At 56.5% G+C, this 24,784-nt stretch carries 22 protein-coding genes; 15 read left to right on the top strand and 7 right to left on the bottom strand.

Annotated elements, in window-relative coordinates; all coding sequences use genetic code 11:
* Positions 1–83: 83 nt before the first annotated feature.
* Positions 84–248 carry a hypothetical protein gene (locus tag AB4O22_RS15880; protein ID WP_460105461.1) on the bottom strand — a complete coding sequence of 55 codons (165 nt, stop codon included), beginning with the start codon at positions 246–248 and terminating at the stop codon, positions 84–86.
* 144 nt (positions 249–392) lie between these two features.
* Here AB4O22_RS15880 and AB4O22_RS15875 point away from each other — a divergent pair, with 144 nt between their 5' ends.
* From AB4O22_RS15875 to AB4O22_RS15865, 3 genes are all read left to right on the top strand, one after another.
* Positions 393–1,010, top strand: a complete 618-nt coding sequence (locus tag AB4O22_RS15875) for a tetratricopeptide repeat protein (protein ID WP_460105463.1) — start codon at positions 393–395, stop codon at positions 1,008–1,010.
* A complete protein-coding gene (locus tag AB4O22_RS15870) occupies positions 1,000–1,257 on the top strand; it encodes a hypothetical protein (RefSeq protein WP_460105464.1) in 258 nt (85 codons plus the stop codon). The genes AB4O22_RS15875 and AB4O22_RS15870 overlap by 11 nt, the downstream gene beginning before the upstream one ends.
* 236 nt (positions 1,258–1,493) lie before the next feature.
* Entirely contained in the window at positions 1,494–2,246 is a 753-nt protein-coding gene (locus AB4O22_RS15865) for an SIR2 family NAD-dependent protein deacylase (protein ID WP_460105466.1), read from the top strand.
* A 28-nt stretch (positions 2,247–2,274) separates the two neighbouring features.
* Here the strand turns inward: AB4O22_RS15865 and AB4O22_RS15860 are convergent, their stop codons facing one another.
* The 3 genes from AB4O22_RS15860 to AB4O22_RS15850 all read right to left on the bottom strand — a co-directional run bounded on the left by AB4O22_RS15860 (position 2,275) and on the right by AB4O22_RS15850 (position 6,071).
* A complete protein-coding gene (locus AB4O22_RS15860; RefSeq protein WP_460105468.1) occupies positions 2,275–2,811 on the bottom strand; it encodes a GIY-YIG nuclease family protein in 537 nt (178 codons plus the stop codon).
* A gap of 65 nt (positions 2,812–2,876) precedes the next feature.
* Complete coding sequence (locus tag AB4O22_RS15855; protein WP_460105470.1) at positions 2,877–3,890, bottom strand: helix-turn-helix transcriptional regulator; 1,014 nt, start codon at positions 3,888–3,890, stop codon at positions 2,877–2,879.
* 93 nt (positions 3,891–3,983) lie between these two features.
* Positions 3,984–6,071, bottom strand: coding sequence for an AAA family ATPase (locus tag AB4O22_RS15850; protein WP_460105471.1), 2,088 nt, complete (start codon positions 6,069–6,071; stop codon positions 3,984–3,986).
* A 223-nt stretch (positions 6,072–6,294) separates the two neighbouring features.
* Between AB4O22_RS15850 and AB4O22_RS15845 the strand changes: the two genes are divergently transcribed.
* The 9 genes from AB4O22_RS15845 (at position 6,295) to AB4O22_RS15805 (ending at position 18,722) form a co-directional block, all read left to right on the top strand.
* On the top strand, positions 6,295–7,506 hold the full coding sequence (locus AB4O22_RS15845; protein WP_460105473.1) for a hypothetical protein: 1,212 nt from the start codon (positions 6,295–6,297) through the stop codon (positions 7,504–7,506).
* Complete coding sequence (locus AB4O22_RS15840; RefSeq protein WP_460105475.1) at positions 7,506–7,892, top strand: hypothetical protein; 387 nt, start codon at positions 7,506–7,508, stop codon at positions 7,890–7,892. The genes AB4O22_RS15845 and AB4O22_RS15840 overlap by 1 nt, the downstream gene beginning before the upstream one ends.
* On the top strand, positions 7,826–9,499 hold the full coding sequence (locus AB4O22_RS15835; protein WP_460105477.1) for a phospholipase D-like domain-containing protein: 1,674 nt from the start codon (positions 7,826–7,828) through the stop codon (positions 9,497–9,499). Before AB4O22_RS15840 ends, AB4O22_RS15835 begins: the two co-directional genes overlap by 67 nt.
* Positions 9,483–13,235: a DEAD/DEAH box helicase gene (locus tag AB4O22_RS15830; RefSeq protein WP_460105478.1), complete on the top strand. Its 3,753-nt coding sequence runs from the start codon at positions 9,483–9,485 to the stop codon at positions 13,233–13,235. Before AB4O22_RS15835 ends, AB4O22_RS15830 begins: the two co-directional genes overlap by 17 nt.
* A gap of 115 nt (positions 13,236–13,350) precedes the next feature.
* Entirely contained in the window at positions 13,351–13,482 is a 132-nt protein-coding gene (locus AB4O22_RS15825) for a hypothetical protein (protein ID WP_279382068.1), read from the top strand.
* An 82-nt stretch (positions 13,483–13,564) separates the two neighbouring features.
* Complete coding sequence (locus AB4O22_RS15820; RefSeq protein WP_460105480.1) at positions 13,565–14,632, top strand: ATP-binding protein; 1,068 nt, start codon at positions 13,565–13,567, stop codon at positions 14,630–14,632.
* A complete protein-coding gene (locus AB4O22_RS15815; protein WP_460106624.1) occupies positions 14,632–15,876 on the top strand; it encodes a hypothetical protein in 1,245 nt (414 codons plus the stop codon). Before AB4O22_RS15820 ends, AB4O22_RS15815 begins: the two co-directional genes overlap by 1 nt.
* Entirely contained in the window at positions 15,873–18,020 is a 2,148-nt protein-coding gene (locus tag AB4O22_RS15810) for a methyl-accepting chemotaxis protein (protein WP_460105483.1), read from the top strand. The genes AB4O22_RS15815 and AB4O22_RS15810 overlap by 4 nt, the downstream gene beginning before the upstream one ends.
* 6 nt (positions 18,021–18,026) lie before the next feature.
* Entirely contained in the window at positions 18,027–18,722 is a 696-nt protein-coding gene (locus AB4O22_RS15805) for an OmpA/MotB family protein (protein ID WP_201417794.1), read from the top strand.
* Positions 18,723–18,821: 99 nt separating this feature from the next.
* Here the strand turns inward: AB4O22_RS15805 and AB4O22_RS15800 are convergent, their stop codons facing one another.
* The 3 genes from AB4O22_RS15800 to mobH form a co-directional block, all read right to left on the bottom strand.
* Entirely contained in the window at positions 18,822–19,970 is a 1,149-nt protein-coding gene (locus AB4O22_RS15800) for a hypothetical protein (RefSeq protein WP_460105485.1), read from the bottom strand.
* On the bottom strand, positions 19,967–20,719 hold the full coding sequence (locus AB4O22_RS15795; RefSeq protein WP_045155627.1) for a YaaW family protein: 753 nt from the start codon (positions 20,717–20,719) through the stop codon (positions 19,967–19,969). The genes AB4O22_RS15800 and AB4O22_RS15795 overlap by 4 nt, the downstream gene beginning before the upstream one ends.
* Positions 20,720–20,959: 240 nt before the next feature.
* Positions 20,960–22,684: a MobH family relaxase gene (mobH, locus tag AB4O22_RS15790; RefSeq protein WP_460106053.1), complete on the bottom strand. Its 1,725-nt coding sequence runs from the start codon at positions 22,682–22,684 to the stop codon at positions 20,960–20,962.
* A gap of 231 nt (positions 22,685–22,915) precedes the next feature.
* On the opposite strand from mobH, the gene AB4O22_RS15785 reads away from it, so the two are divergent.
* The 3 genes from AB4O22_RS15785 to AB4O22_RS15775 all read left to right on the top strand — a co-directional run bounded on the left by AB4O22_RS15785 (position 22,916) and on the right by AB4O22_RS15775 (position 24,711).
* Entirely contained in the window at positions 22,916–23,110 is a 195-nt protein-coding gene (locus AB4O22_RS15785; protein ID WP_460105487.1) for a DUF7740 domain-containing protein, read from the top strand.
* A gap of 188 nt (positions 23,111–23,298) precedes the next feature.
* Positions 23,299–23,730: a DoxX family protein gene (locus AB4O22_RS15780; protein WP_460105489.1), complete on the top strand. Its 432-nt coding sequence runs from the start codon at positions 23,299–23,301 to the stop codon at positions 23,728–23,730.
* 57 nt (positions 23,731–23,787) lie between these two features.
* Positions 23,788–24,711 carry an NADP-dependent oxidoreductase gene (locus AB4O22_RS15775; protein WP_460105490.1) on the top strand — a complete coding sequence of 308 codons (924 nt, stop codon included), beginning with the start codon at positions 23,788–23,790 and terminating at the stop codon, positions 24,709–24,711.
* Positions 24,712–24,784 lie beyond the last annotated feature (73 nt).

Here is a 24,784-nt window from a genome sequence, read left to right as displayed (position 1 = left end):
GGATACTCAGTCCAGTGCGTTCTCGCGCAGTGTGGCGATAAGCTATCACTTGTTGAGGGGAGGGATCCACAGGTGGAGAAACGTCAGCGAACCTGAGTGGGGGCGTTGAAACACTTGTAACCGGGATACTGGGCTTCGGCAGTGACCTTGGCCATGGCCGAGCTCACTGCTTGTACGGTGATGGTGAAAGTGGCTTGCGGACCGGCAGTGGCGATGGAGCGTTGCATGAAGGCGCTGTAGGTTTTCATGAGTGCTGGCTCTGGGTTGCATTGATGAGCCTTCATTGTTGTGATCAGCCGCGACAGGATGTGTCGAGATGCGTGTACGACACAAAATGTCGTTGTCATTTCGATAATGAGCCCTATCGAATGATCAACCGGAAGGCTGTCCGAATGAGCCCTGATGAAAAAGTATTCCAGTTTTTGGATGCTCTGTTGCCCGATGCCGAGAGCATGCGGTTTGTCGAGTCGCGGTTGCCATGCGTTGCGGATGCAGATATTGGCATGCCGTCCTTGAGGGTGTTGAAAGCACCTGTCGACGGGAAACTTGCCTACCTCCCTCTCAAGTCGGCAAACCCACTGGCCAACATGGCCGATCCAGCTTTGCTGAGCTTTCTGTATCGCTCCCTACGCGATGACGCGCTCGCCTCAGACCCCGATGCGCTCAATGATCTCGGCTGGCTATGGATCAACGGTCGTCGCGTCCCTTTCGATAGCGTCCTCGCTCGGCGGTTGTTCAAACTTGCCTATGTGTTGGGATCGGGTGAGGCGGCATTCAATCTTGGCGAGCAAGCCTGGTATGGCCTAGGCATGTGCGTTAACCAGGACCTGGCGGCCAGTTACTACGAACAGGCCTATGAACGCGGCGTCACGTGTGCGGCGCAGACGTTGGGGCGTTTGCATGAAAAAGGAATAGATGGCGAGGCGCCAGACTTTGCCAAGGCTGCGCACTGGTACCGGCTGGCTGCTGGAGCTGCGTTTGCGTCAGGAGAAAAATGTTATGGATTTTGAGAGCTGGGCGTCGATGGCGATGCTGGGGCTGATCCTTTCAGTGCTGGTTGCGCTGTACGCGCGATGCGGTAAAACCTGGCGTTTACTCAGCGATTGGCATGTCACTACGCAGGAGCGTCAAACGCGCGCGAATTGGCATGCCGAGGAAAATCGCGAGCTCAGATCGGCGCTGCGAGCGGAAAAGGCTCATGTGGAACAGCTACAGCGCAAGGTGGAAATTCTGCAGGCCTTGCTGCCTGTGGCGTAAAGCGACCGAAACAGAGGAGTCATGACATGCCCATAAGACCAAGACCCTTCACATTTGTCTGTGGCAAATGTGGCTGGAAGAAAACGGTCGTGCCACTTAGCGATGCCCTTGGACCGGGGGATTGGTGCGATCGATGTGAGAAATGTGGAAACGAAGCGTTGACCCGGCAACCGGCCAATATGATTGATCGTATGTTGGCTGAATGGTTTGCCCGGTTACGTAGATAGGAGAAAGCCATGATCGAATTCCAGGGGCAGCGTTTGCGTGATGCTTCCCATGTGGTCGTATTTACGGGCGCAGGCGTTTCGGCCGAGAGTGGTATTCCGACGTTTCGCGACGCCTTGACCGGTTTGTGGGCGCGTTTCGATCCAGCCGTATTGGCCACCGCTGACGCATTTCGCAATGACCCGGCGCTGGTGTGGGGATGGTATGAATGGCGACGCTCAAAGGTACTTGCCGCCGAACCGAACCCCGCCCATTTGGCCATCGCCGGGCTCGCTCGGCTAGTATCGAGGCTGACGGTCATTACCCAGAATGTCGACGATCTTCACGAGCGTGCGGGTTGTCAGGATGTAATTCATCTGCATGGCAGCCTCCACTCGCCGCGCTGCTTTGCGTGTGCCCGGCCGTATGAGCGGACCACCGATCAGCTGAATGAGCCTGAAGACGGGCGCAGGATCGAACCGCCACGCTGCCGGCATTGCAATGGCAAGGTCCGGCCGGGCGTGGTCTGGTTCGGTGAGTCGCTACCGGAGCAGGCATGGCGTGACGCGCTGGCGGCCGCCAGGGATTGCGATCTGCTGTTGTCGGTGGGGACTTCGAGTTTGGTGCAACCGGCGGCGGAAATTCCTCGGATCGCAAGTGAACATGGCGCTGTAGTCGTGCATGTCAACCTGCAGCGAGAATCGGTCCTGGGAGAAAGGGAGTTCAGTCTTGTCGGCAAAGCGGCAGAGATACTGCCGCGGTTGCTTGCTCAGGCAAACGAATAGCGGACGCCTTCCGAGGTCAGCGAATGGCCTAACGAGCACCCTGTCTGCCGAACATGGGTCTGTTCGAGGCCCATAAGCCATCTTCTATCGCCTGGACGACGGCACCGTCGATCTCTTTGCTGAATCGCCAGGCTTGAATGCGCAACATTCCCTCGCGTTCTGGCAGCCAGTGGCAGAGCTGCATGGCGTAGGTACCTTTATTGCCGAAGCCCAGGTGTTGTTTGATCCGCGAATCCAGGTCGGAGGAGCTCCCAACATACAACAGTGCTGACGCGGGATTGAGACGGCAATACGCCCGATCGTTTTTCCGAGTCTCCTTGGCTTCCTTAAATGCGCCGTGGAGCTCTTTGTATGCATCGTCTTCAACTGAAAACTGATAAATGTAGCGCGCTTTGGAAGAGGACCAGGTCTTCAGAGCTCCCAGCGTTTGAGCGGGATAGCCGCTGCGGATCTCACTGAAAGGAATGCATACGTCATGGAGGCTATCGATAGTTGTGCGTTCGACGTAGCGGGCCAGATCACGCAGATTGCTGGCGATGTCGGTCAGGATGGAAGGTGTAAGCATGTGTTTCTACCTTGTTGAGCATTCGACCAAAAAATAGGCCGGTCGCGTCGGTTGCTTAAAACAAGCTAAATTTCTGGCTCATACGCCGCAGCGGCGCGGCGCAATGTATCGCCTACCTGTTGGCGCAGTGCTGCCGGTTCCTGCACGACCAAAGAATCGCCCAACGACAAAATCCACCAGTGCAATTGCCACGTATTGTTGACGGTGGCCTGCACGTGATAACCGTCCGACAATGCTTCGAGCTCCATGTCTTTACTCAGTGGCGTCTCTCGAATCAACCGCGCCTGGTGTTCACTCACCCAAGCCTTGAAGCGGATTTTCTCGGGTTTGCCGAACTGCAGGGCGTCGGTGGCAAGGTAGGTTTGCAGCTCGAATGACTCCAGCCCCTGGCATGGCGTGTCGAGCACCGTTACCGCACGAAAGCGATGCACCGCGAACTGACGGACATCGGTATACGGCGCGGCAGTGGCGATCAGATAGGTGATCAGTCCCCGCTGGACAATCGCCAGGGGGTTGAGAGTCAGTACACTGAGTTTGTCGGTGTGTGCCGAGTAGTACTGACAATGAACTTGCTGTTCGCAAATCAGGGCATGCTGCAGTGCCTCCAACGTTTCTGCCTGGATTTCCGGAGCTCGAAGATTGAAATCCGGCCGAACGCTCGCAACTTTGTCGGGCCAGCGCGCGGCGGGGTTGCCGTCTTCGAGGCCTTTGAGTTTTTGCCGGGCATGCTCGAAGCGCGCTTCCAGCACGCTCAACATGCTGCCCGGGAGCAGTGGACGGATTGCATCTTCGACCAACGCAAGACTTACGGCTTCAGTCAGAGTAATGCCCTGCAACTCGACGCTCACGCCCGGTTTCCAGTACCAACCGAAGGGCGTACCACCATCGTTGCACTGCAATGGAAACACCAGGGACAGGTCACGCAGGTCGCGCTCGATGCTGCGGCGGCTGATGGAGTAGCCAGTGGCCCTCAGGCGAGTCAGCAATTCACTCACTGTGATACCGGGTGAGCGTTTGGGCAGCTGTTGCAATAGCTCCCATTGACGACTCAAAGCGCTATGGGTCTTGGCTGAAGGCAAGAGAATCATCCTTGTAGTGTTGAAGCTGGCCTTTGGCTGGCGAATAAGCCGGTTGTCTGCCTATCGGCGACAATCCGGCAACCTTTAGTCCGTCTAATGTATGAAACCGATAGGGCGCTGCTGCCCAGTGGACTTCAATCGACACTCGGCAAGCAGTGCGTCTGCCAATTCATCCGCGCTGGCGAATGGCTTGAAGCGCCCCCGGCGCGCGACCGCCGCGAAGTCACCGGGAGTCAGGTATGTCTCGCCGCGCAAGCGAGTCGCAGCACTGTTTTGTGGGTCCTTGAGCGCCAGAGCCTTCAGATGTGCAGCAAACAATGTCTGAGCCTGAGCGGTTGCCAGGTAGCCGAAATGCACCTTAAGGTCGAAGCGCCGCAGAGAGGCTTGATCCAGATCGAGGATCAGGTTTGTGGAGGCAATGAACAGCCCTCGGTAGCTTTCCATTTGCGTGAGCATTTCATTGACTGCAGTGACCTCCCAGCTTTGCCGCGCCTTGCGCCGGTCCTGCAAAAAACTGTCGACCTCATCCAGCAGAAGCACGGCGTCTTCTCGTTGCGCGAGCTCGAAGGCGCCCGCCAGGTTCTGCTCAGTCATTCCCACGTAAGGGGATACGAGGTCGGAGACTCGCTTGACCATCAGCGGCTTGCCCAGCTCCTGCGCCAGCCAGTGGCCAAATGCGGTTTTGCCAGTGCCGGGTGGCCCGTAGAAACACAACCGTGCCTGTGGATGAGAGCGCAAACCGTCAACCAGTCCGTCCAGTGGGAGGTCGGCGTTGATCCACTCCGGAGAATAAAGCGCTGGCAAAGCGCCGTCGGTGTGCTGAAGTTTTTCGAAGCCTTGAGCTTTCAGCGTGCCGTCGACAATGCAGCGAATAGTGTTATCCAGCGCCGTGCTGGCGCGCTGCGACACGCTGCGTCCTACGCGCACTGCCCGCTCCAGCACGGCAGGCGTCATTCGCTCGTGTGCACTGAGGTGTTCGATCAACTGATCGCTCAATTTGCCACCGCCACACTCGCGCAGCATCCGCTTGCGTTGTGCCAGTGGCGGGTTGGGCACCTCGATCACCATATCGAAGCGTCGTATATGGGCGGCGTCGATAGCCTCTATGCTGTTGCTCAGCCAGAAACACGGCAGCGTATTTTCTTCCAGCATGCGATTGATCCAGCCTTTCTGCGAGCGACTATTGGCGTCTGCGCTGGCGGTCTGGAAGATGTCTTCGATCTCGTCAAGTACGAGCAAGGCGCGTTGAGAATGCAGCACACTGTTGGCCGCGCGCAGGGAACACAGACGTTGCTTGGCGGACACCGGGTCACCTTGGCTGTCAGTGCAGGCGACTTCATAAAGAGCGCTGCCCAGGCTGTGAGCGATCAGACGACTGAGTTGAGTCTTGCCAGTACCAGGCGGGCCATACAGCAGAATGTTCACACCTTGACGCCCTTGGGCCAAGGATTTGCTCAGGTAGCGTTCGGCGATCATCAGCGGCTGTCTGACATGACTGTAATGCTCCCAGCTCAAGCTGCCGGGTGGACTCAAACGGAACGCATAGGCGAACAGCTCCAGTGGCGTGCCTTTGCTGAAGCGCAGGAGGCCAGGCAGATCCGGGTTGCTAATCGACAACATCGAACTCAACGCCATGACGGAACGGTGGTTGTTGCTTATTTCCAGCAGTCCGGTGCGCATTAGTGGGCTGTTATGCGCTAGGCAGGCCTCGACCTCCGGCAGCGGCAGGCCCAATAGTACTGACAGCACTTTTATTGCACGGTTGAGTCCCAGCATCCCTAGCTGATCTGTAGCATCACTGAGTGTCGGATCGGTGTGCATCAGCACGCAAAAACCGAGCATCTGGAGCTCTGCGTCGGCAAAACCCAACAATTCTCCCAATGCCTCAAGATTGGTCGCCAGGCTGTCCGGGTAGGGCGCATACAGGGGATCGGCGTTGAAGCTACGAGCGCCTTTGCGCAGTGTCGCCAAGGCAAGTGCGGGACTGTAATTATCGCCGTCTATCCATTTGGCCAGACCCAGTTCATGCGCCAGATCCTCATCATTGAGGCCGTGTCGGCTGATAAAGGTGCGATGTCCCCCCAGATCCAGCAGCAGTTGGAAACTCCACTTCAGCGATAGAGCACAGGTGTCAACGGCGCGGCGGCTGCCGTGTGCGAAAGGGTTTAATCGGGTTCCCATGCTAGATCTCCTGATGCTGTGGAGGCGGCAGGGTAGGACGAGCAGTGGTCAGGATGTGTCGTGGTTGTCGTGCGTATTGAGTGATGTCATATTGCCTGCCGCTCTCGGCGACCCACTGGATGCCAGATCACTGCAGACGACACATCTTGTCGGTGCCTGGTGATATTGCTGGTTTGAACACCTTGTTCAGTCCGGCGTCAGCCTTCTCAAGGATCGAGTTTTCATGCTTACCGTTCTATCTCTGCTGGATAACAGGCTACGTCCTAAAGGATCACGAGATCCCTTGGCCATCGAGTCCATCTGGAGCTCGGTGGGGCGAAAGGCGGTGGGTAACCTGACAACGGTCACTAGCCGCATGAGCCATTTCATGGTCGCGTTGCTGGCCTGCCGATATGCCCATACAGGCACGAAATCTCGTCCCCTTGAAGATGTCCAGCAGCGGTACGCACGCGCCGAGCAACTGTCGGCTTACCTGCGACTTCATGACTCTGTTAAAGCAGGGCCACTGGGAAGCCAGCTTGCTATCGCCAATCTCAAGCGCGACTCGATGGAATTGGGCATACACAAGAAGGCGCAAATCCTCAGTAATCAACTCAGCTATGGGCTGTGGGGGCTGTATTCCTCCGCACTACAGGCAGCGGGTCTTATCAAAGGCAGTGAAAGACGACTGACTGACCGAGGTGTGGCGCTCACGGATCTTATGTTGCAGGTGTTTGGTGACTCTCGGTGGCAACGCTTCGAGGATTTAGCCGGCCGGAACAATGTGACCCGGGCGCAACTGTCCCTGTTGGCGCCCGACTTTGCCGCGCTGCTCAATGACAAAGGCGTACGCAAGCACATCGTCCTGGCGCTGCTGAATTACCAAAGGGCTGGCCCCCTGCAAGTCGCGTTGTTCGAGGCGGTTAACGTGTGGCTCCTAGTGCCTGGCGATAAATCTTCAGTGCGCGATTTCATTCAGTGGGCGCTGACCGAGCAGAGTGTCGACCCCCAATTGCAGGATGTTCTAAAGCAAATTTTGCTGCTGCAACCAGTGCTGGTGTTTGCCAATACGCTTGTTGCCTGGTTGCAAAGCCAGAAAGGCCGCAGCCGCAGCGATTTGATCGACGACTTGAGTCCACGGCTCACGGCGCCATTTCTACCGTTGGGTTGGAGCAGGCCGGGGTTGCCGCATTTATCGTTCCTGCAGAGCCTCGTGGAGGCTGCCAACGGCGGCGATGCCGCTTCGGTAATCGAGCAGATCGTCATCCAGAACAGCGTAGTGATGGGCCAGAGAGGTGGAGCCGCGTGGCTTCACTGGGAGGCAGACAAACTCAGGGTTCGGGTTCCCGTGGATCGCGCCTGGTTGCCTGAGGATCTTTGCGGTCATTGTGGAAAAACCTGGGATTACAGCTTTTTTCTTCATTCCTTCCTGACCATTGCCAAGGCAGGCCAATAATGAAAGCACACACCATCAGTGATGCGTTCCGGGCCTGTATTGGTGAGCGCGAAGTGACCTCGGCTTTTTTCACAACCTACAGCTTCGAGCCAGACTTCTTCGAGCTTGAGGTCATCCCGCTGCTACTGGGCGATCATGCACTTTCAAGCCAGAGCGATATTCGCTCGGTCCAGCTGCAGGCATTGATGCAGGACAAGGGCAGGCGCTTTGCCGTGGTGCATGACGTGGATGTATTCAACCCCACGGCAGGCAGTCGCCTTGAAGTCGATTATTTGCCCGTGCGGATCGGCGGGGGGGTCAACACGCCAAGATTGCAATATTGGTTTTGCAGGAAAAGGGCGATCAGATACCGACGATTCTGCTGGTGGCAGGGTCATTCAACCTGACCAAGGCGGGGTGGTGGGACAACATCGAGGTTGGACATTTTGTCGAGCTGCAAGCGACTCGTGCGCCTGCCAATATTCTTGAACCCATGCGCCGTGCACTGCGATTTTTTCAGGCAGCCGCGCCCACCCCTGTCCTGGATGAAATAGTGAATGTGCAGGCCGGCTGGTTGGCGAGCGCCGATGATCCTGATTGCAGCTTCTATTTCTCCGGGGCTGCTTCTAAGCGTTTGGCTTTCCTCGACTTCATTGGCCAGCGCCCACATACGTTGCCCGCTGCCAAGGATGCAGCCACGTTGGAAATCGTCAGTCCTTTCTTCGGCGAGAAACCGGACAGTGGCGATACTCAGAAACTGATGAGTCTGTTCCCGACAGTCCGTTTGCTGCTGCCTCGGGATGAGGAGAAGCGGGCACTTGTCGATCCTGGAGTATTTGACGCGTTCAATACCGATCAATGGTGCGGTTGGGCCTCTGCCTGGAACGATAGCCATCAGGTCATCGGAGCCCCCTTTCGCCGGGTACATGCAAAGATATTCCAGGGGCGCGGCAAGCGGTCGTGGCAGTTTGTGGGGTCAGTGAATTTCAGCCACAAGGCATTCCGGGAAAATGTCGAGGCTGGTTTTCTTCTGCAAGGAGGCGATTTCCCGCCATTGCTGGAGCCTTTGACGGCCCTGCCTTCGGGGTTTGCCCCGGACTCGGATTCGCATAGCGCTGAAGCTTCGGAAGGACTGGCAATGCCGGTCTTGCGCCTGGCATACGACTGGAACAGTCAATGGCTGGAGGTGATAGCACAGGATTCGATCAGCGGTGAGCTGACATTGCTGGACAACCCAACGCCAAGCCTTGGCTCAATTGTTTTCGCACAGACAACTTCGGGCAATGCGTTTCTGCCTGCATTGCGTGACCATCTGGAACGTTCTTCTCTGGTCTGGGTGCGCTGGCAGTCAGGTGCCGAGTGCGTGGAGCGTTACCTGATGGTGACGCAGCGCAACATTTACTGTCGTCCCAGCCAGTTGCCGGCGATGGACCTGCAAAGTCTATTGCGTTTGTTCATCGAGATGCGCCTTACCAAAAAAATCAGCCAGTTCGGTGAGCTGGCTCAACAGATGCTTAACCTCCGTGCCGCACTGGGTGCGACGGATGAACAACTGCCGGAAATGATGGACGCGATTGAAGCCAAAAGCTTCTTCGCGGAGTTCTCGCAGGTCAATGGCGCGTTCTGGCAATTGGAACGCACCCTTGCACTGGCGGCAGACGAAAACAGCGCAAAAAAACTCGCGTACTACCTCGCTGGCTGTCAGCCCGACTCTTTGAAGGCCATGCTGGAAAGCGTGGAAGCGGGGGGCGGTGATGAGGAAACGGTGGTTGTGCGCTATTTGACGCTGGTCAGCATGCAAGGCTTGTTGACCCGATATCCGCAGCACAGCTGCGCGACCCTGATACGGCGAGTACAGGCACTCATCGCTGAACTGGAAAATGACGAGCTGTTGTGTCATCTCGACGAGGCCGAAGGTACGCGTTTTCTCGAATGGTTCAGGACTCAATTTCAGCGTCCCTTGACCCCTGCAAATTCACGGAAGAAGGATGTCTCTCATGCAGCGGATCAATAAAGCCACGGTCGGGACCGTCATCGATTTTTCAGGTGGCAACCCTGAACTCAAGGGATTGGCTGAGCAGCAATTGTTGGGCGCTGTCGCCCTGTACAACAAGCTCGCAGACCATCAGGTGGCGTACCTCGCCGATGAAGTGGGGATGGGCAAGACTTACATCGGCCTCGGTGTCGTTGCATTGATGCGGCATTTCAACCCCAGTTTGCGTGTCCTGTATCTGTTGCCAAAAAACAACGTTCGCGACAAATGGATCAAGGACTATCGGGCGTTTGTACATAGCAACTACCGGCTTGAGGATATGGCGGTCAAAGGCCTGGGTGGGGAGCCGGTCACTCCGTTCAGAGCCTGTCACAATTTGTCTGAGGTAGTTCAGACAGTGGCGAGTGGCAACGAGCGCGATCTATTTATCTGCACATCAGCCTTCAGCTTTGCAATGGGAAATACCGTAGCCGACATGCTGCGTTGGACACAGCGATTTGAGGAGTTGATGCCTCAACATCGCAAGCTTCTGGAGAAGATCGTCAGGCAGTTGAACACTATGGACGGCAGAAGCAATCCAGGGGGACTCAAGCGGCAGGTCAAGGATGTCTGGGTGAAGGCGTTGGGCGAGATGTTGCCCCGCTTCGATCTGGTGGTAGTGGACGAAGCGCACAACCTGCGTGCTGGCCGTGAAAGCAGCGACCGTAATCGCTTGTTGGCGACCTTGCTGGGCGACAACAAGCGTATCAAGCGCCTTTTGCTACTGTCGGCAACACCCTACGACCGCCATCTTGAACAGTTGCGCAACCAACTCGCGTTGTTCGGCTTCCAGGGGTATGCGGCACTGCCGGAGGGCGGCGATCCGGCCGACCCCGACATGCACGCGGCGCTCAGTCGCTTGTTCGTACGTCGCCTGAACACGCTCACGCTTGATCAGGTGGCTCACACCCGCAACATGTATCGTCGTGAGCATCGCAGCGGCGAGGCTGCGGAAGTGAAGATGACCGTAGCGCAAAAATTGTTCGCCGCTCTGCTGCAAAAGAAGGTGAGCGAGCACTTGCAGGAGAACTGCTCTAATCGTTTTGAGCTGGGTATGCTGGCGTCGTTCGAGAGTTACCTGCCTGGCGAAAAAAACCGGCCGGTAGAGTTCGATGGTCATGAGGCCGCGGACGAAGGCGATTCGTTACGGTCTGCGGCAGACCGCAGCGTCGTTGAATATCTGGTGGACGATTACGAGAACTCCTTCAAACGCAGACCACCGCATCCAAAAATGGACAGTGTGAGTCAACAGACGCATCGTCTGGCGTTTGTCGAAGGCAAGAAACAGTTGATTTTCGTCCGCCGTGTGCGCAGCGTTTCCGAGCTGAAGTTCAAGCTCGAAGAAGCCTACGACGATTGGATTAGTGGCTACATCGTCGGCGACAATGCTGTTGTCAAAAGTTACCAGCTATACCGAACGCGCACGGTCGAACGTAGTCACTCCCTGATCGAAAACGATGTCGCTGACGTGTTCGATGCACCGGCAAGCAGCGACAATTTCTTTACCTGGTTCTATCGTGGTCAGAATCCGGAGCTGGCCAGCATCAAGGGCCTGGGGCAGTTGCCCCACAACTTCCGTAGCACGCTGTTGCAGAGCCGATTGTTCGAGGCTAACTGGTTATCTTTGCCGGGCATGCCCGCCATGACGTCGTTGATAATCGATTGGAGCGTGATCGGCAAGAGCGAGTCTGTCGCCAGCCCCGGCCAACGTTATCGATTGGCTCAATATGCGTATCTGCGGGCAGTCGCAACGCGTGACGATGCAGCCGCGACAGTCGCCAAGTGCGTGTTGAATGTGTTGTTCGAAGGGTTTCAGGCCACTTGTGACTTGGCTGATCCTTCAGTTCTTGCCCGTGAGCTGGAGCGTTCAACACTCTGGGATAGCCTGCGGCGCCATGACGAACTTGCCGTACTTGCACCTCAATGGAGCCCAGAGGTATTCACCCAACTTGCCACTTTGAACAATGGTGCTGTTGATCGGCAGTTACGCAGACTGAGTACCCATCAGGAGCTGCTGGGTGCCCTGTGCCGTGTGGATCATCCTTTCATTGATCTGTATTCGCTCAGGAACGCTCGCAGGGAAAAGGACGGTGACGCCGACGGCCTGTTCATAGAGGCACTGGTCGAGCTGTTGGGCGTTCAATGCGTGAAACACACTCCGTTCAGCAGTTATCAGATACTGCGCGATACCGTCGTGAACCTGGATTTGTTGATCAAACTCAACTTTCCGGAGATTTACTCCCGGTCGGTCAGCAGCCTGACCAAGTACCTGGCCACCCAGGTCCGTTCCACTTCACCCATTCGCGGAGCTACCGGCGAGAACAGCGCCAGCCGTACAGCAATTGCCACGCTCTTCCGCATGCCTGGCTATCCACGTGTGCTGATATCCACCGATGTCTTTCAAGAAGGGGAAGACCTGCATACCTTCTGCGACAGTGTCGTGCATTACGGTATTTCCTCCAGCCCCATCGCTCTGGAGCAAAAGGTCGGCCGTGTTGATCGGGTCGGGTCACTGGCACATCGGCGCATGCTCTCGGCAGGCACCGATTATGCCGAGCATTTCATTCAGGTGGGCTTTCCGCACATCCGTCAAAGCATGGAGTTTTATCAGGTACGCCAGGCTGCGGCCAACATGAACGCATTCATTCAAACGCTGCATGCCGTGGGCCACCTGGGACCCCGGTTCAAGCGCGAAGTGGAGCTGCATGAGGAGTTGGTGGACCAGGCGCCCGTGAAGCCGCAGATCCTCGATTTTCTCACCAGCCATTATGAAATCACTGACGAAGACCTTCAGGGCGATGACCGCAGTGAGGCGATAAGCAATCAGGCCAGTGTCATGACGCGGCGTCTGGCTCATGTCAAAACCCAACTGGGGACCACGCTCAGAGATCTGACTGGCGATCCGCAGGCTTTCGTGAGGGACGCTGGAGACGGCTGGCATCTGTCGACGGCGGATTTCGACACGCCGAGCGTTACCGTGCGCAGCGCTGTTGGCATGGCTGAATTGTTGGTAGCCGCGACGATACCCCGCGATATCGACGAACCGGGCGACATCCTTAGCCCCATCGGCCGCGTCCGCTTCCTAAAGACCCTGCAAGCAGACCCGTTCAGACGGGTGTTGCTGGCGCCGACAGCCGAAAAAACTAAGCGATTCGCTTTGCAGTACAACGCCGAAAATTACGCGGGCAGCGATGGTGTTCTAGTCGGTGACGAAATTCTCGACGTCTATCGGCGTGTCTCAGGCTCGAGTTCTACATCCAGCAAACGCACCGAGGAAACGGTTGCGCGCATCCACGGGATGGTAGACAGACTCGTACACGACACTGAGCGCATGAGCGTCAGGCGGCTTTCGACGTGGAGGCTTGAGTTCCATTTCAAACTGGAGGGGCGATACCAATTGGTCCGGTGGGGGTTCAAGGGCCAGTACGTGGTGTTCACCTCCAAGATTGTCGATCACAAATGGACCAGAAAATTGGCGATGTTCAAACAGTTCAGCCAGTCACCGCTGGTGGAGCACACGCTTGGACGCAATTGCCGATTCGATCTGGTGGACTTCCATGTCGACCAGGACGAAGAGCTGAGCGTGCGGGCGTGTCATCCAGTGCAACATCTGAATGATGAAGAGTTGATGCACATCGCCCATCAGGTCGCATCTCAGGCAGACAGGCTGGAGCACGTATTGATGGGGCGGGAAGGAGAGATCGGGGACGACGACTGAGTATCACCGCCAGGGTGAGTATTTTTCGTGCCTTTGGAATCTGCGGTTCGGCCCCGACACAATCTGTCGCGACCGGCTCTTAGGCTGAGCACAGACCACAAGAGAGGGATGCGAAATGCTGAAGAACGTGCTGGCTACTGTCGGTTTGGCCGTGGTGCTCAAAGCGAGCTTTGATCTGTATCTGAAGTACAAACAGATGGAGCGAGAGAATGATACCTGGCGCAAGTCGGCCTCCGGCGGGGAGTGATGCGCTAATTGCCTGGTTTTTTAATTGATCCAAAAAATCTTCAAGTTCGACGTCTGCTGTCCGATAGCTTTCTGATGCGCCGATGGGTTTCCAGCGGCTCAATCAAGACACTGCCTTCGGACTTCCGCAAGCTTCTCTTGCAAGGCTGCAAAGCCCAAGAGCTCAAATCAATGGAATGGTGATTACAGTGTCCTCCAGAGACTATCTCTATCAGAAGTTACGGCCTGAGCTGTTGGCCGCCACCGAAGAACCTCCCGCCAAGACTGCGCCCGCATCGCGAAGCACATTGCCTCGCTTCACACTGGAGCGGGACGTAGTGCTTTCGCCGCAGGTCAAGCAACAGCTCGATGAAGCCTTGGTGAAAATTCACCACCATCACACCATCTACGTCACCTGGGGCTTCGCTGAGGTCGACCCTTGTGGCAGCGGCACGATCCTGAACTTTCATGGCGCGCCGGGTACGGGAAAGACGCTTACGGCCGAGGCATTTTCCGGGAGTATCGGCAAACGGCTTATCAGCGCCAGCATTGCCGACCTAGAAAGCAAGTTCATGGGCGATACGTCAAAGAATATTGCGCAGTTGTTCGAGTCGGCGCGTGCTGAAGACGCCGTGTTGTTCCTCGACGAGGCCGATACCTTGCTGGGTAAACGCTTGTCGTCGGTCACCCAGGGCATTGATAACGAGGTCAATGCCATGCGCTCCACGCTGCTTATCGAGTTGGAGAAGCACACTGGCATCGTGATTTTTGCGACTAACTTTGCGCGCAACTATGACAGCGCCTTTGTCAGCCGTATTTCTCAGCACATTCGTTTCGAACTACCTGGCGAAAGTGAGCGGCGTGCGCTCTGGGCACGCATGCTGGTAGCGGGAATCCCTCTGGCCGAGGAGCGGGAAGGGGTGCTTGACGTCGTCGCCGCAGCTTCTGAGGGGCTGTCTGGCCGTGAAATTCGCACCTGCTTACGACTGGCTTTGCCCAAGCCTTTACTGGCCAATGGCGCCGGAGTTCTGCAACTGGCACATCTTCAAGAAGCACTCGCTCAGCTTCTGGCTGCGCGCCAAGACATTCACACTTCGCGACCCGAGGTTGATCTCGGCACTGTCGCGGCGACACGTAAAGCATTGGGCATTCATCAAAGGAGCGATAGTTAATGGGCTGGTTTGATTCTCTCGTAAGTACGGTTTCAAACGCCGTGTCGTCGGCGTTTCGTGCTGTCAAACAAACAGTCAGCAAAGCCGTCAAATGGCTTGCCGACGAAGCAGAAACCTTTGTCGGAGAAGTCAAACGGCTTTACCAGGCAGCCAAGCCTTACATTTCCAGCATGCGCGTAGGGCTTCGGACCCTGGCGATCCATGTGCCCTGGCCGTGGGTCAAAGCCTTGAGTCTGGGTCTGGAACGTGCCTTGGCTGTACTGGAGCACCTGGACACCCACCCGCTGGCCGCCAAGGTGCAGCAGGCCATCGATTGGGTGATCGCTCGTGCCCGTGAATGGCAGAAAAAGTTGCTGAATGAGCAGGAAATCGCCGAAGCGCAGGCGCGGGAGCGGGATCTGAATGCTGCCATGGCCAAAACCCAAGGCCCAGAGCGCGAAGCACTTCAGGCGATTGCACTGACCAACCGTTACCACTTGGTCAAGGCATTGACCAATCGTCTGATCGAAACGGAGGCGTTCGTGGATTTCGACCACTACCTGCGCGTTCGCGCTGTGCAGAAGCTGCTGCAGGTTTACGAAGAACAAATGACCCAGCTTGAAGACATCGGCTCCCTGAGCCAGGAGCCGCTGTTCATTATCGATGTCGCCACCCAACTGATCGAAGCGCGGGCAGAATTGAACGATGCTGACGTGCAGCGTCTGGATGAACTGACCGTCAAGCACTTTGACAAGGCAGTGATTCCGTTTGTGTTCGAGGAGATGATCCTGGTGTGGGGCCTGGATTTGCAAAATGCTCAAAAAACCTGGGAAGAGCTGAATAAACGAGTGGTCAAGGACCGAGTGCTCAAGCGCCGCCTGGAGATGGAGGCGGAACTGGAACCACTGGAAGCAGAAGAGGCGCGGATGCTGGACGATCTGCGCATTCTGTTGCCGCGAGACGAAGCTCAACTTGAAGCGCTGGGCAACGAGACCCGCGCCAAGCGTAATTATGTGTTCGCCGCGGAAGGCTTTCTGCAACTGCTTGAGAAAAGCGAGGAACAGCTCGTGGCCGATGATCAGGAGTATTTGATCGACCACGGTGGCAAGGTTGGCGAGATTCTGGTGCGTTGCGCTCAAAACGGCGAGAAATGGGAACGCCTGAGCCCAGAGGAGCAGTCGCTGATTGTCAGCTTCGCCAATATTTTCGAGGCCGACTGCAAGAAGCGTACTGATGCCTTCAGAGTGATTGAGGTTGCGGCATGATTGGCGAGATCCTGCAGTTCTTGCCCCCTTCGCTGAGCAATCCGCTGGAAGTGTTTTTTTTCAGCATCATCCTGTTCGGTCTGTTGCTGTCGCTGATTACTTCACAGGTTTTCGGTCAACCGGCGAAGTGGGAAAAAAACTGGCGCGGCGGGGCTCGCATCAACGCGCTGGACATTGAGCACGGATCCATCGGTGAGTTGAGCCACGCTGTCGCCTCCGGTTGGGAGCGCTTTGCTTCCAATATGCCGGGGTTGCTGCTGATCATCGGGCTGCTGGGTACGTTTCTGGGCCTGGGCCTGGCGTTGGACAAGGCATCGACCATCCTTCAAGGACATGACGATTCGCTGAACGCCATGAGCGGTTCCCTGACCCAGCTCACCGGCATGATGAAAGACCTGGGCACCAAGTTCAAAACCTCCACTTGGGGGATCATTGCCTTCATTATGATCAAGCTGTGGGAAGCAGCACCCTGGTCGGCGGAAAGCAAGCGCACGGACTGGTGCCTGGGGCATATGAAGGCTGAGATCGATCTGAGCCGAAAAGCCGCGCTTGCATTGCATGCCGAACGTGATCAGGTGAACCTGACTGCCCTCGAGACTGTCGGTACCCGGCTGGTCGAGGCATTCAATGCCCAAGGGCTGCTGGTGGCCTCCGAGCTCAAGCAGATAAAGGCTGTTGAGTTCCAGAACGGCAAACAATCTGAAAGCCAACTCACAGCGCTGGGTGAAAGGCTTGCCAGTCTGGCAGTCGAAAATGAACTCGGCCGTAAAGCCTCGCAGGCGCTGCGCAAGGAAAGTGAGCAAGAGAATCGGGCCGCACTGGAAAATGTCGGTACGCGGCTGATTGAGGCATTCAACACCCAGGGTCTACAGCTGTCGACCGAGCTCAAACAGCTCAAGACGGTTGAATTCCAGAACGGTAAACAGGCCGAGAGCCATTTCAATGCGCTGGCTACCCGGCTTGCCGACCATCATCAACAGCTCGGTGAGATCGCCAGACTCAGTGAAAACCTTCCACGAATCGCCGAGATGAGTACTCAGCTCAGCCGCTTGGTTGAGGTCGAAGAGAGCCTCAAGAGCCTGCAGACGCTCGAGATGCAATTGGGCGAAGTGGCGGACAGCACCAGGGCGTCGAGCGAAAGTCTGCAAGGTTACGTGGAGGCCAAAACCGACAACTTGCTACGTCAGGAGGCCGCGGTACAGTTGATGGGCGAGTCCGCCACGCTACTGGCTGATTCAGCTGGGCTGCTTAAAGGCGGTGTGCAGGTCATGCAGGAAAAACTCAGCGGCGCGATTCACTCTCTGAATGAGGATTTCGCCGGGCACTTGGTAGAAATGAAGGTGAGCATGGATGACAACATCACTCGGCTGGGCACCGTCATGGAGACTATCGAAGAGAGCCTGACCGGCACCATTAGCACAATGAGCCGTGATTTTACCCAGAACACCCAGGACATGGCAGCCAATTTGAAAGGGGCGACCGACAATATTTCCACTGCGGTCCATCAGTTGTCAGAGCACGTCGGCACCGTGGTCAACGAAGTCAAGGTGACCACTGAAAGCGCCAAGGACATGCAGAAGAAAACCAGCTCCCAGTTCTCCCTCACCAGCGCCACGCTCAACGAAGCGATTGAAGTCATGAGCTCCAATATGGATGAGCTCGGTAAGAGTATTTCGCAGGGCCTGAAGGAGGCGTCCGAGGCAGGGCAGAAGATGGATGCGGTGGCGAAAAAGCTGGTGACCTTTCCGCAACTCGCCGAGCAGTTCACTGCGCTCAACGTGCAATTCAAAACCATGACTGACCAGGGTGCTCAAACCCAGGAGGCACTGGAAGCCTTGCCGGCCAGGCTGACCCCTTTAAATGCAGGCGTCAAACTGCTTGAGCAATTATGTGATTCGGCGCGTCAGCTGCCCCCGGTTATTCAGGACGTGAAGGCAATTGCGGAGTCGCATCGTCAAGGCCAGCAAACCATGAACGCTCTGCCTGAACAGTTGGCGGCCAATATCGACAAGCAGTTTGCCAATCGCATCCAGGTACTCAGCGAGGCGGCACAGTCGACTGTGACGTTGCTGGGCCGACTCACGGCGGACTATGAACCTGCGCCTGCGAGTGGTTTGCAGACCGATAAAGCTCAGCTGGCGTAATCGACCATGAAAGAAAAACCCAGCGAATGGATTTCCATCTCGGACCTCATGGCGGGTGTCATGGCGGTCGTGATGCTCATGCTTGTGGTTTCGGTGTTGCAGAACAAGGCGGCTGAAGCGGCGATGCGAGTCGAGAAGCAACAGATGGAAGCGGCGCGTCAGGCAGAAAAGGCCCAAGGTGCGGCAACTCAACAAACACGCCTGAGTGCTTTGCTTGAAGCGATGCAGGCGGACCTTGCGCATGGCGGTGAAGGTGGACTTATCGATGTCGATATCAAGAACCGCCGGCTGACTTTGCCTGACAACGCCTTCGGCCGTGGCAGCGCCTGTATTACCGATGAGGCCAGGCAGGCGCTCACGCAACTGAGTGTTCGCGTCGCTACCTTCATTCACGATTACGGCCAAGGCCAGGTATTGGTCGAGGGGCATACCGACAATGTGCCGGTAAGCCGACCGGTCACTGATTATGCGCGGTACTGCACGGTCTATGACGATAACTACACGCTCTCCGCTGCTCGGGCACGGGAGGCGCGCAAGTTGTTGGTGTTGGCCCTGGACGGGCAGCAATCACTGCGAGTGATTGTGGCGGGTTACGGTGATTCCAGACCAAAACCCGGCCTGAACCCGGCAAGCGCAGAAAATCGGCGCGTTGAAGTTCAGTTGGTGGTGTCTCAGGAGGATCGCTCGCTCGACGGGCGCTGATCTTTGTCTTGAAGGGCACGTCACGCAGGTAAGGTGCCTCGTGAACAAAATGGTTGCCGACAGCCTGCTGTTTAGGGTCGGCAACCGGGATGCGAACCCTCAATTCGCCAATCTGGCAACCCCCACGCATTCATTACCCTGCATTTTCAGTTCAAGGATGACCTTGCGCGTATCCAGCACGGCCTGGCTGATTTCACGCAAGCGTCCGGTGCTGTCTGTCGTGAGTTTCAGCAGGCGTTTGTCTTGGGCCTTCAACAAGGACTGCCGTCGCGCATTGAGCTCCGCGCTGGACTCGGTAAGGGCGGACAACTTGTTGGCTCTTTCCTTGTAAGCATCGCGAAATTTTTCGACGGCGCCGTGTTTACCCTCGAACCTTTCGGCGACGCTGGTGAGGGCGTCAAGGCGCACTTGCACCCACTCCATTTGCCCCGGGAAGGTATCGAGCAAGCGGCACGCGACCATTCGGGCAGCCAGGCAGAGCTGTGATTGTTCGAGCGAATGACTGAACCTTTCCAGCTCTTTTTCCAGCGCCGCTTTCAACTTGCTGGTGCCGAAGGTGGTGGAAACATTCAGTGTGCGAATACTGTTGGTGATGTTGTCGAGTTCGAGTTCCAGATGCTTCTGGATTTGCCCAAGTTGTACTTCTTGAGCTTCAAGCTGAGCAGGGACTGAATCATTAAGTTTCCCGTTCAAAAGCGCGGGTGCGATTTGACGCAAGTAATCAATGCTACCGGTGATCTGGCCTTCTCGCTTATTTTGCTGAAACTGCTCGATGCGCTCTACCCCGGCGAGGATATCACTCAACTTGGCGCTGATGTCTGCCAGGTGCTGTTGGGCGACGACGGCAGAGGCAATCTGAAATAACGCAGCCGAATTGACCAGGCTTGTCAGGTTATTGTCCTGGAACAGTCTGGCGTGTTCAGTAAATTTGCCGTCGGCAGACCTGGAGAAGGCACGCAGACCGTTGCCATCCTTCGCCGCTGCCAATGGGCCATTGATCTCCACTCGAAAATACTGATGCGAGTTTGCAACGCCCGTAGTGATCAAGTTGGGTATGGACTGGAGAAGGGGCGATAGTCGGCTCAAACCCAGTTGCGCTACCTGGTTGCTGTCACCGTGATCAGATGCAGTTGGCAGCGAGAGTGTCTTTACCGAGAGCACAGGAGCATTTTCGCTCGAGCCAACCAGCCATTGTTCACCATCGTCCCGTTTGGCGAGCCCTTTGATGCGAGTAATTTCACCAGTCATGGTTTACCTCCAGGTAAACGAGGTTGCATGCCTTTCTGTCGGATGTAGGCGATTTGAACCACGCAAGGCAAGGTGATCCGAAATGCAGGGGACGCCAGAGAATAGCCTGCCAGACCTGCACCCAGAGCGACTCCGATTGGACCCAGGGCCAAGCCTGCCAACCTGCCCATGAGCATCTCCGCTCCCAACACAGCACCTGCACCGAGAAGGTTGGCTCCCAGGGAGGCGGAAATAAATGAGGTCACATCCAGTGTTGCCGCATGCCCAAAGCCCATACGGTTCAAGAAGTGGGTGAATGAGAAAGGATTGGCGGCATCAGACTCGCCAAACTTCTCTGCAAATTGCGCACGAGCTTCCTTGGACATCTTGTCCCATGCCTTGTCCAATAGGCGTTGCAATACTTTGAGCTCAATCGTGCCGAGGTCGTCTGAGTCCGTACTCTTTCCGCCGACATGGGAAAGCACGTCGGTGGCGATCTCTTTGTACGTCACACCGCCACTACGGAACAGATTGGTAATACTGTTACCGCCAAACATGCGGAGCTCGTGCACCAGCAATGCCAGCACATCTTTGTCAAAGGCCTTGTCTTCACGAGCCTGGTGCAGAAATTCCTTTACCGTACCAGCAAGCGAGATCCGGCCTTTCCCTGAGTCCGTGATGTAATCCACCAATAAACAAACGTCATCCGGTTCGGCTGCCAGCAGCAGTGCAAGCAAAGGCTCGTCACCGGCAATATCTATTTCAGACATCGACTTCCCCCTGGTAAAGAATACATCGTAAACCACTTCTGACGTTATCGGTGCCCAATTCCAAAGCCCAGCATCAGCTCACCGATGCTTGCGTTCCCATATGAATCGGCATTCACTCGAGACACTCTACCGGCGTCCTGTTGATCCGAGTAAACTGCAGGTCTTTGCTCACAAATGCCCGGCCAACTTCTGCGTTCCAGGCTTCTATAGGTTCGGCAATGGTGTGGGGCAATTCGGAAATTAATCTTTTTCGATTTTAAGAAAAGGATTGTCGGCTGGTATCAATTCAAAAAATTGCTTCGGTTCCCCAATCAAATACCCCTTCAAGGTGGTTCTCTTCCTAGGGCCCTGCACTTGGCATGTCCAGATATTCAGACCGTTGTCTCGCTTCCTGTGGACCTTCAGTTTCTCAAATTGCTTCTGCACCCAACGCCATTCTTCAATCTCATGATCTATACCCTGAGGAATACCAGGGAACTCCTGCGCATAGCGTTGGAAGAGACCAGGCGTGACCAGGAATACGCTTCCATCCACCGTGTGGATCTTAGCCCTGCTGTCGTTGATGATCAGCTTGTGGCTGAGAATGCCTTTCTTGACCCAATTCAGGAATACCTGGCCTGGGTTATCCGATGGAGGCGTTGAGGTTTCGAGAGTACTTTCTGCCGGCGCATTGCTGGTATCAGAGTCTACCAACTCGAACATGTCCAGCAGCGTGCCAAGATAATCGGCATCCTCTAGCGCCATGGGATCCGGCTGCGGTTGGCTTTGACCTGATCTGGTATTGACTGTCTCGGGCGATGGTGTTGATACCCGCGTTTCAGTTGAGTGGTCATGAGCCGCAATGCTCACCGTTCCGCTGAAAGCCTCGGGCCGGTCTTCGTTCCCCCAAATCAGTGCTGGTTGAAGGCGCAGAAAGGTAAAGGTCTGTTGCCAGTCCCCCTGAGCGACAAGAGCGGTCCAGATGGCTTTGCCTTCTGGAGTCGACTCGGCCAGCCCATGCGATTGCAATTCGTCGAACACAGCAAGGTTGGAGGAGGGAATGCCCTCAATCGCTTGCGACAGCAGATAGGCTCGCAGCTTGTCTGTGACCGTCTTGCTGACCAGCCACAGTGCGTCCTGCGTCAGCCATCCCGAGGCACCCGGCTGGTTGAGTTTCAGATCGTGCTGAACCAAATGACGCAGTCCGCTGATCAAGTGATGTTGCAGCGAATGAATCGGTGCTTGCAGTGCCTTGCTCGGGTTACCACCGATGTTCTGCGCGGTGGAAACACGGTCTGCCTGCATTACCAGCTCACCGAGCACGCCGGCACGTTCATACTGACCTGCTAGGACATACAGTAGGTTGGCCCAGAGCGATGGAAATCCACTGAGCCAGTCGAGGATTGAGCGGTCGAGAATCTGGGTGTAGAGCAAGCCCGCGGCCGCGCCGTGCAGGTGGTAGTCGCGACCCTTGAGGTAGCGAAAACGGTAGGGCTGATCCAGCGATCCCTGCCAAGGATGCCAGACACGGCCATCCTGGCGTTCGACCAGCAGGTCCACGGCGATCTTGCCGATGTCATGGAGCAACGCGCCATAGGCGATGCCAGCGGACCAAGCGTCGGTCTGGGCTGCTTGGTCTTCGGGTGCGGCGCCGGTGGGCAGCAGATACGACTGACGCAATTTCAAACTACAAGCGACCAGCTCCAACCCATGGTCGAGCATGCCGCCAAGATAAGCATGGTGGTGCGTCTCGCTGGCTGGAAGCTGTTGGACCAGCTCGGCGTAGCGATGGATCGGATTTAAATAGAGCTGGCTGAATTGCGGATGGGAGAGGGCGGTGTACTGCCAAATGCGATCAAGCAACTGGCGGCGATGCTCGGCTGCTAACAAGCTCTGGGACGATTCGATGGACAGGTACCCATCGGCGACGTTTACGGTTGGTGGCGGAGCAGGCTTTTGCCTTTTGTGCCGAAACAGACTGAGCATCATGGTCCTCCCGGGAACTGGCAGAGTCAGTGGCCTTTTAGCCTTTTCGGATAGGGCTCTTACCCTTGACTCCCCATTCCCTTCCAACCCTTACCGGTCCTTTTGACGCGTTTCCCTTTGTGCGGCAATCGGAATATCGATTTGTCCTGGTGCCGTTTTGTTGGATGCGCATGCTGGTACGAAAAAGGAAAGTGTCGGTACACTGCGGTGCGAATTTTATCGGGTCTTGCCATGAACCTTACTGACGCCACGCTCATACTGCTGCTCGCGGCACGTATCCATGGAACAGACGAAGCCGTCAGGGCCTCGGCTAAGAGTGTGGTCAAGAAGCTACCGCGCAGCAAACGTGATCTGATCTACAAGGTGATCGATAGCCGGAGTCCGCTGGATCTGGTGGATTATCTGGCGAAGAACCTCGATACGTAACAGAGTGCTGTGTAATGACTACCTCGGATCTTCGGGTCGTGGTTAAGCGCATGAGACCTATCCTTATCTATTCTGTTTTTTCGAACTTAACCTTCTAAATTACACGTCTATTTAGATAAGCGATGTGCGTGCAGAATTCTCCTCATTGCGGCTCACCAAGGTGGTGAGCCCTTCCAGAGGAAACAGCCATGACTCAATCCATCGCACACGCCGACACCACCATCGCCAACACTATTACCTTGACTGCTTCAGCCTCGCTCGCAGGTCGCGTACTGCTGAGTGCGATCTTCCTGCTGTCGGGTATCAGCAAGATCAGCGCACCGGCCGGGATGATCGGTTACATCGAATCGGTAGGCTTGCCGTTCCCCACCTTGGCGCTGGCGCTGGCCATTTTTGTAGAGGTCGCTGGCGGCGTCGCACTGATCCTGGGCTACCGCACACGCCTGGTTGCCGCGGCGCTCGCGGTGTTCAGCATCGCCACCGCGTTGGTGTTTCACAGCCAACTGGGCGATCAGAACCAGTTCATCCATTTCTTCAAGAACATCGCCATGGCCGGCGGCTTGCTCCAGGTCGTCGCTTTCGGTGCCGGTCGTTTCAGCCTGGACGCGCGTCGCGGCTGATTGCTGTCTCGGTCCGGGCCAAGCCCGGACGGTTCCCAACTTAATCCGAGGTGAGATATGAAAGCGATTCGCGTAGCGCAATACGGTCAACCAGAAGGTCTGACGTTCGAGGAAATGCCATCTCCGGTCCCCGGCATAAATGAAGTGTTGATCGAGGTGGCAGGCAGCGGAGTCAACCCGGTCGATTGGAAAGTGCTTTCAGGGGCGATGAAAGCTTTCATCCCGCTCCAATTGCCCTACACGCCGGGTGTTGAAGTGTCGGGGCGCGTGGCGGCGGTGGGCGACGGTGTCACCGCGTTCTCGGTTGGCGACGAAGTGTTCGGTTTCATCAACATCGTGGGCGGCTATGCAACTGAAGCCGTGGCCAGCGTGGATCGCCTGGCGCGGCGACCAAGCCGCTTGCCAGCGCTGCACGCCGCAGGGGTTTCGGCGGTGGCACTCACCGCCTGGCAAGCCTTGCATGAGCACGCGCAGATCAAGGCGGGTCAACGCGTGCTGGTTCATGGCGCGTCGGGTGGGGTGGGCAGCCTCGCGGTGCAGATGGCGCGGATCGCCGGCGCGACTGTTATCGCCACCGCGTCGGCGCGCAATCATGATTATCTGCGTGAGCTGGGCGCCTCTGAAGTGATCGACTACAACCAGGTGCAGTTCGAAACAGTGGTCGATCCGGTCGACGTAGTGCTCGATCTGGTCGGTGGCGAGACCCAACTGCGTTCGTGGTCCGTACTGAAACCAGGCGGTGTGTTGGTGTCACCGGTGAGCCCTCCCGATGCCGCACAAGCCCAAAGTGCCAGGGCCACAGGCAAACATTTCGCAACGCGTTCCGACGGCAAGCAGTTGCAGCAGATCGCGGCGTTGTTCGAGTCCGGTGAGTTGGTGATTGAAGTGGATGTGTTGCCTTTGTCCCAGGCCGAGGACGCGCTGCGCAGAAGCTTATCAGGGCACACCCGAGGCAAATTGGTACTCGACGCCAGTCGGTAAACCCACATCGGACCGGGCGTTTCGGCTTCATGCCGGAACGCCCGGTTTTTTATTGCGCGCAAACTCCCGACAG

Source organism: Pseudomonas sp. S3_B11 (assembly GCF_054667715.1).
The sequence above is the reverse complement of the archived record's forward strand: the minus strand, read 5'-3'. Positions and strand labels throughout refer to the sequence as shown.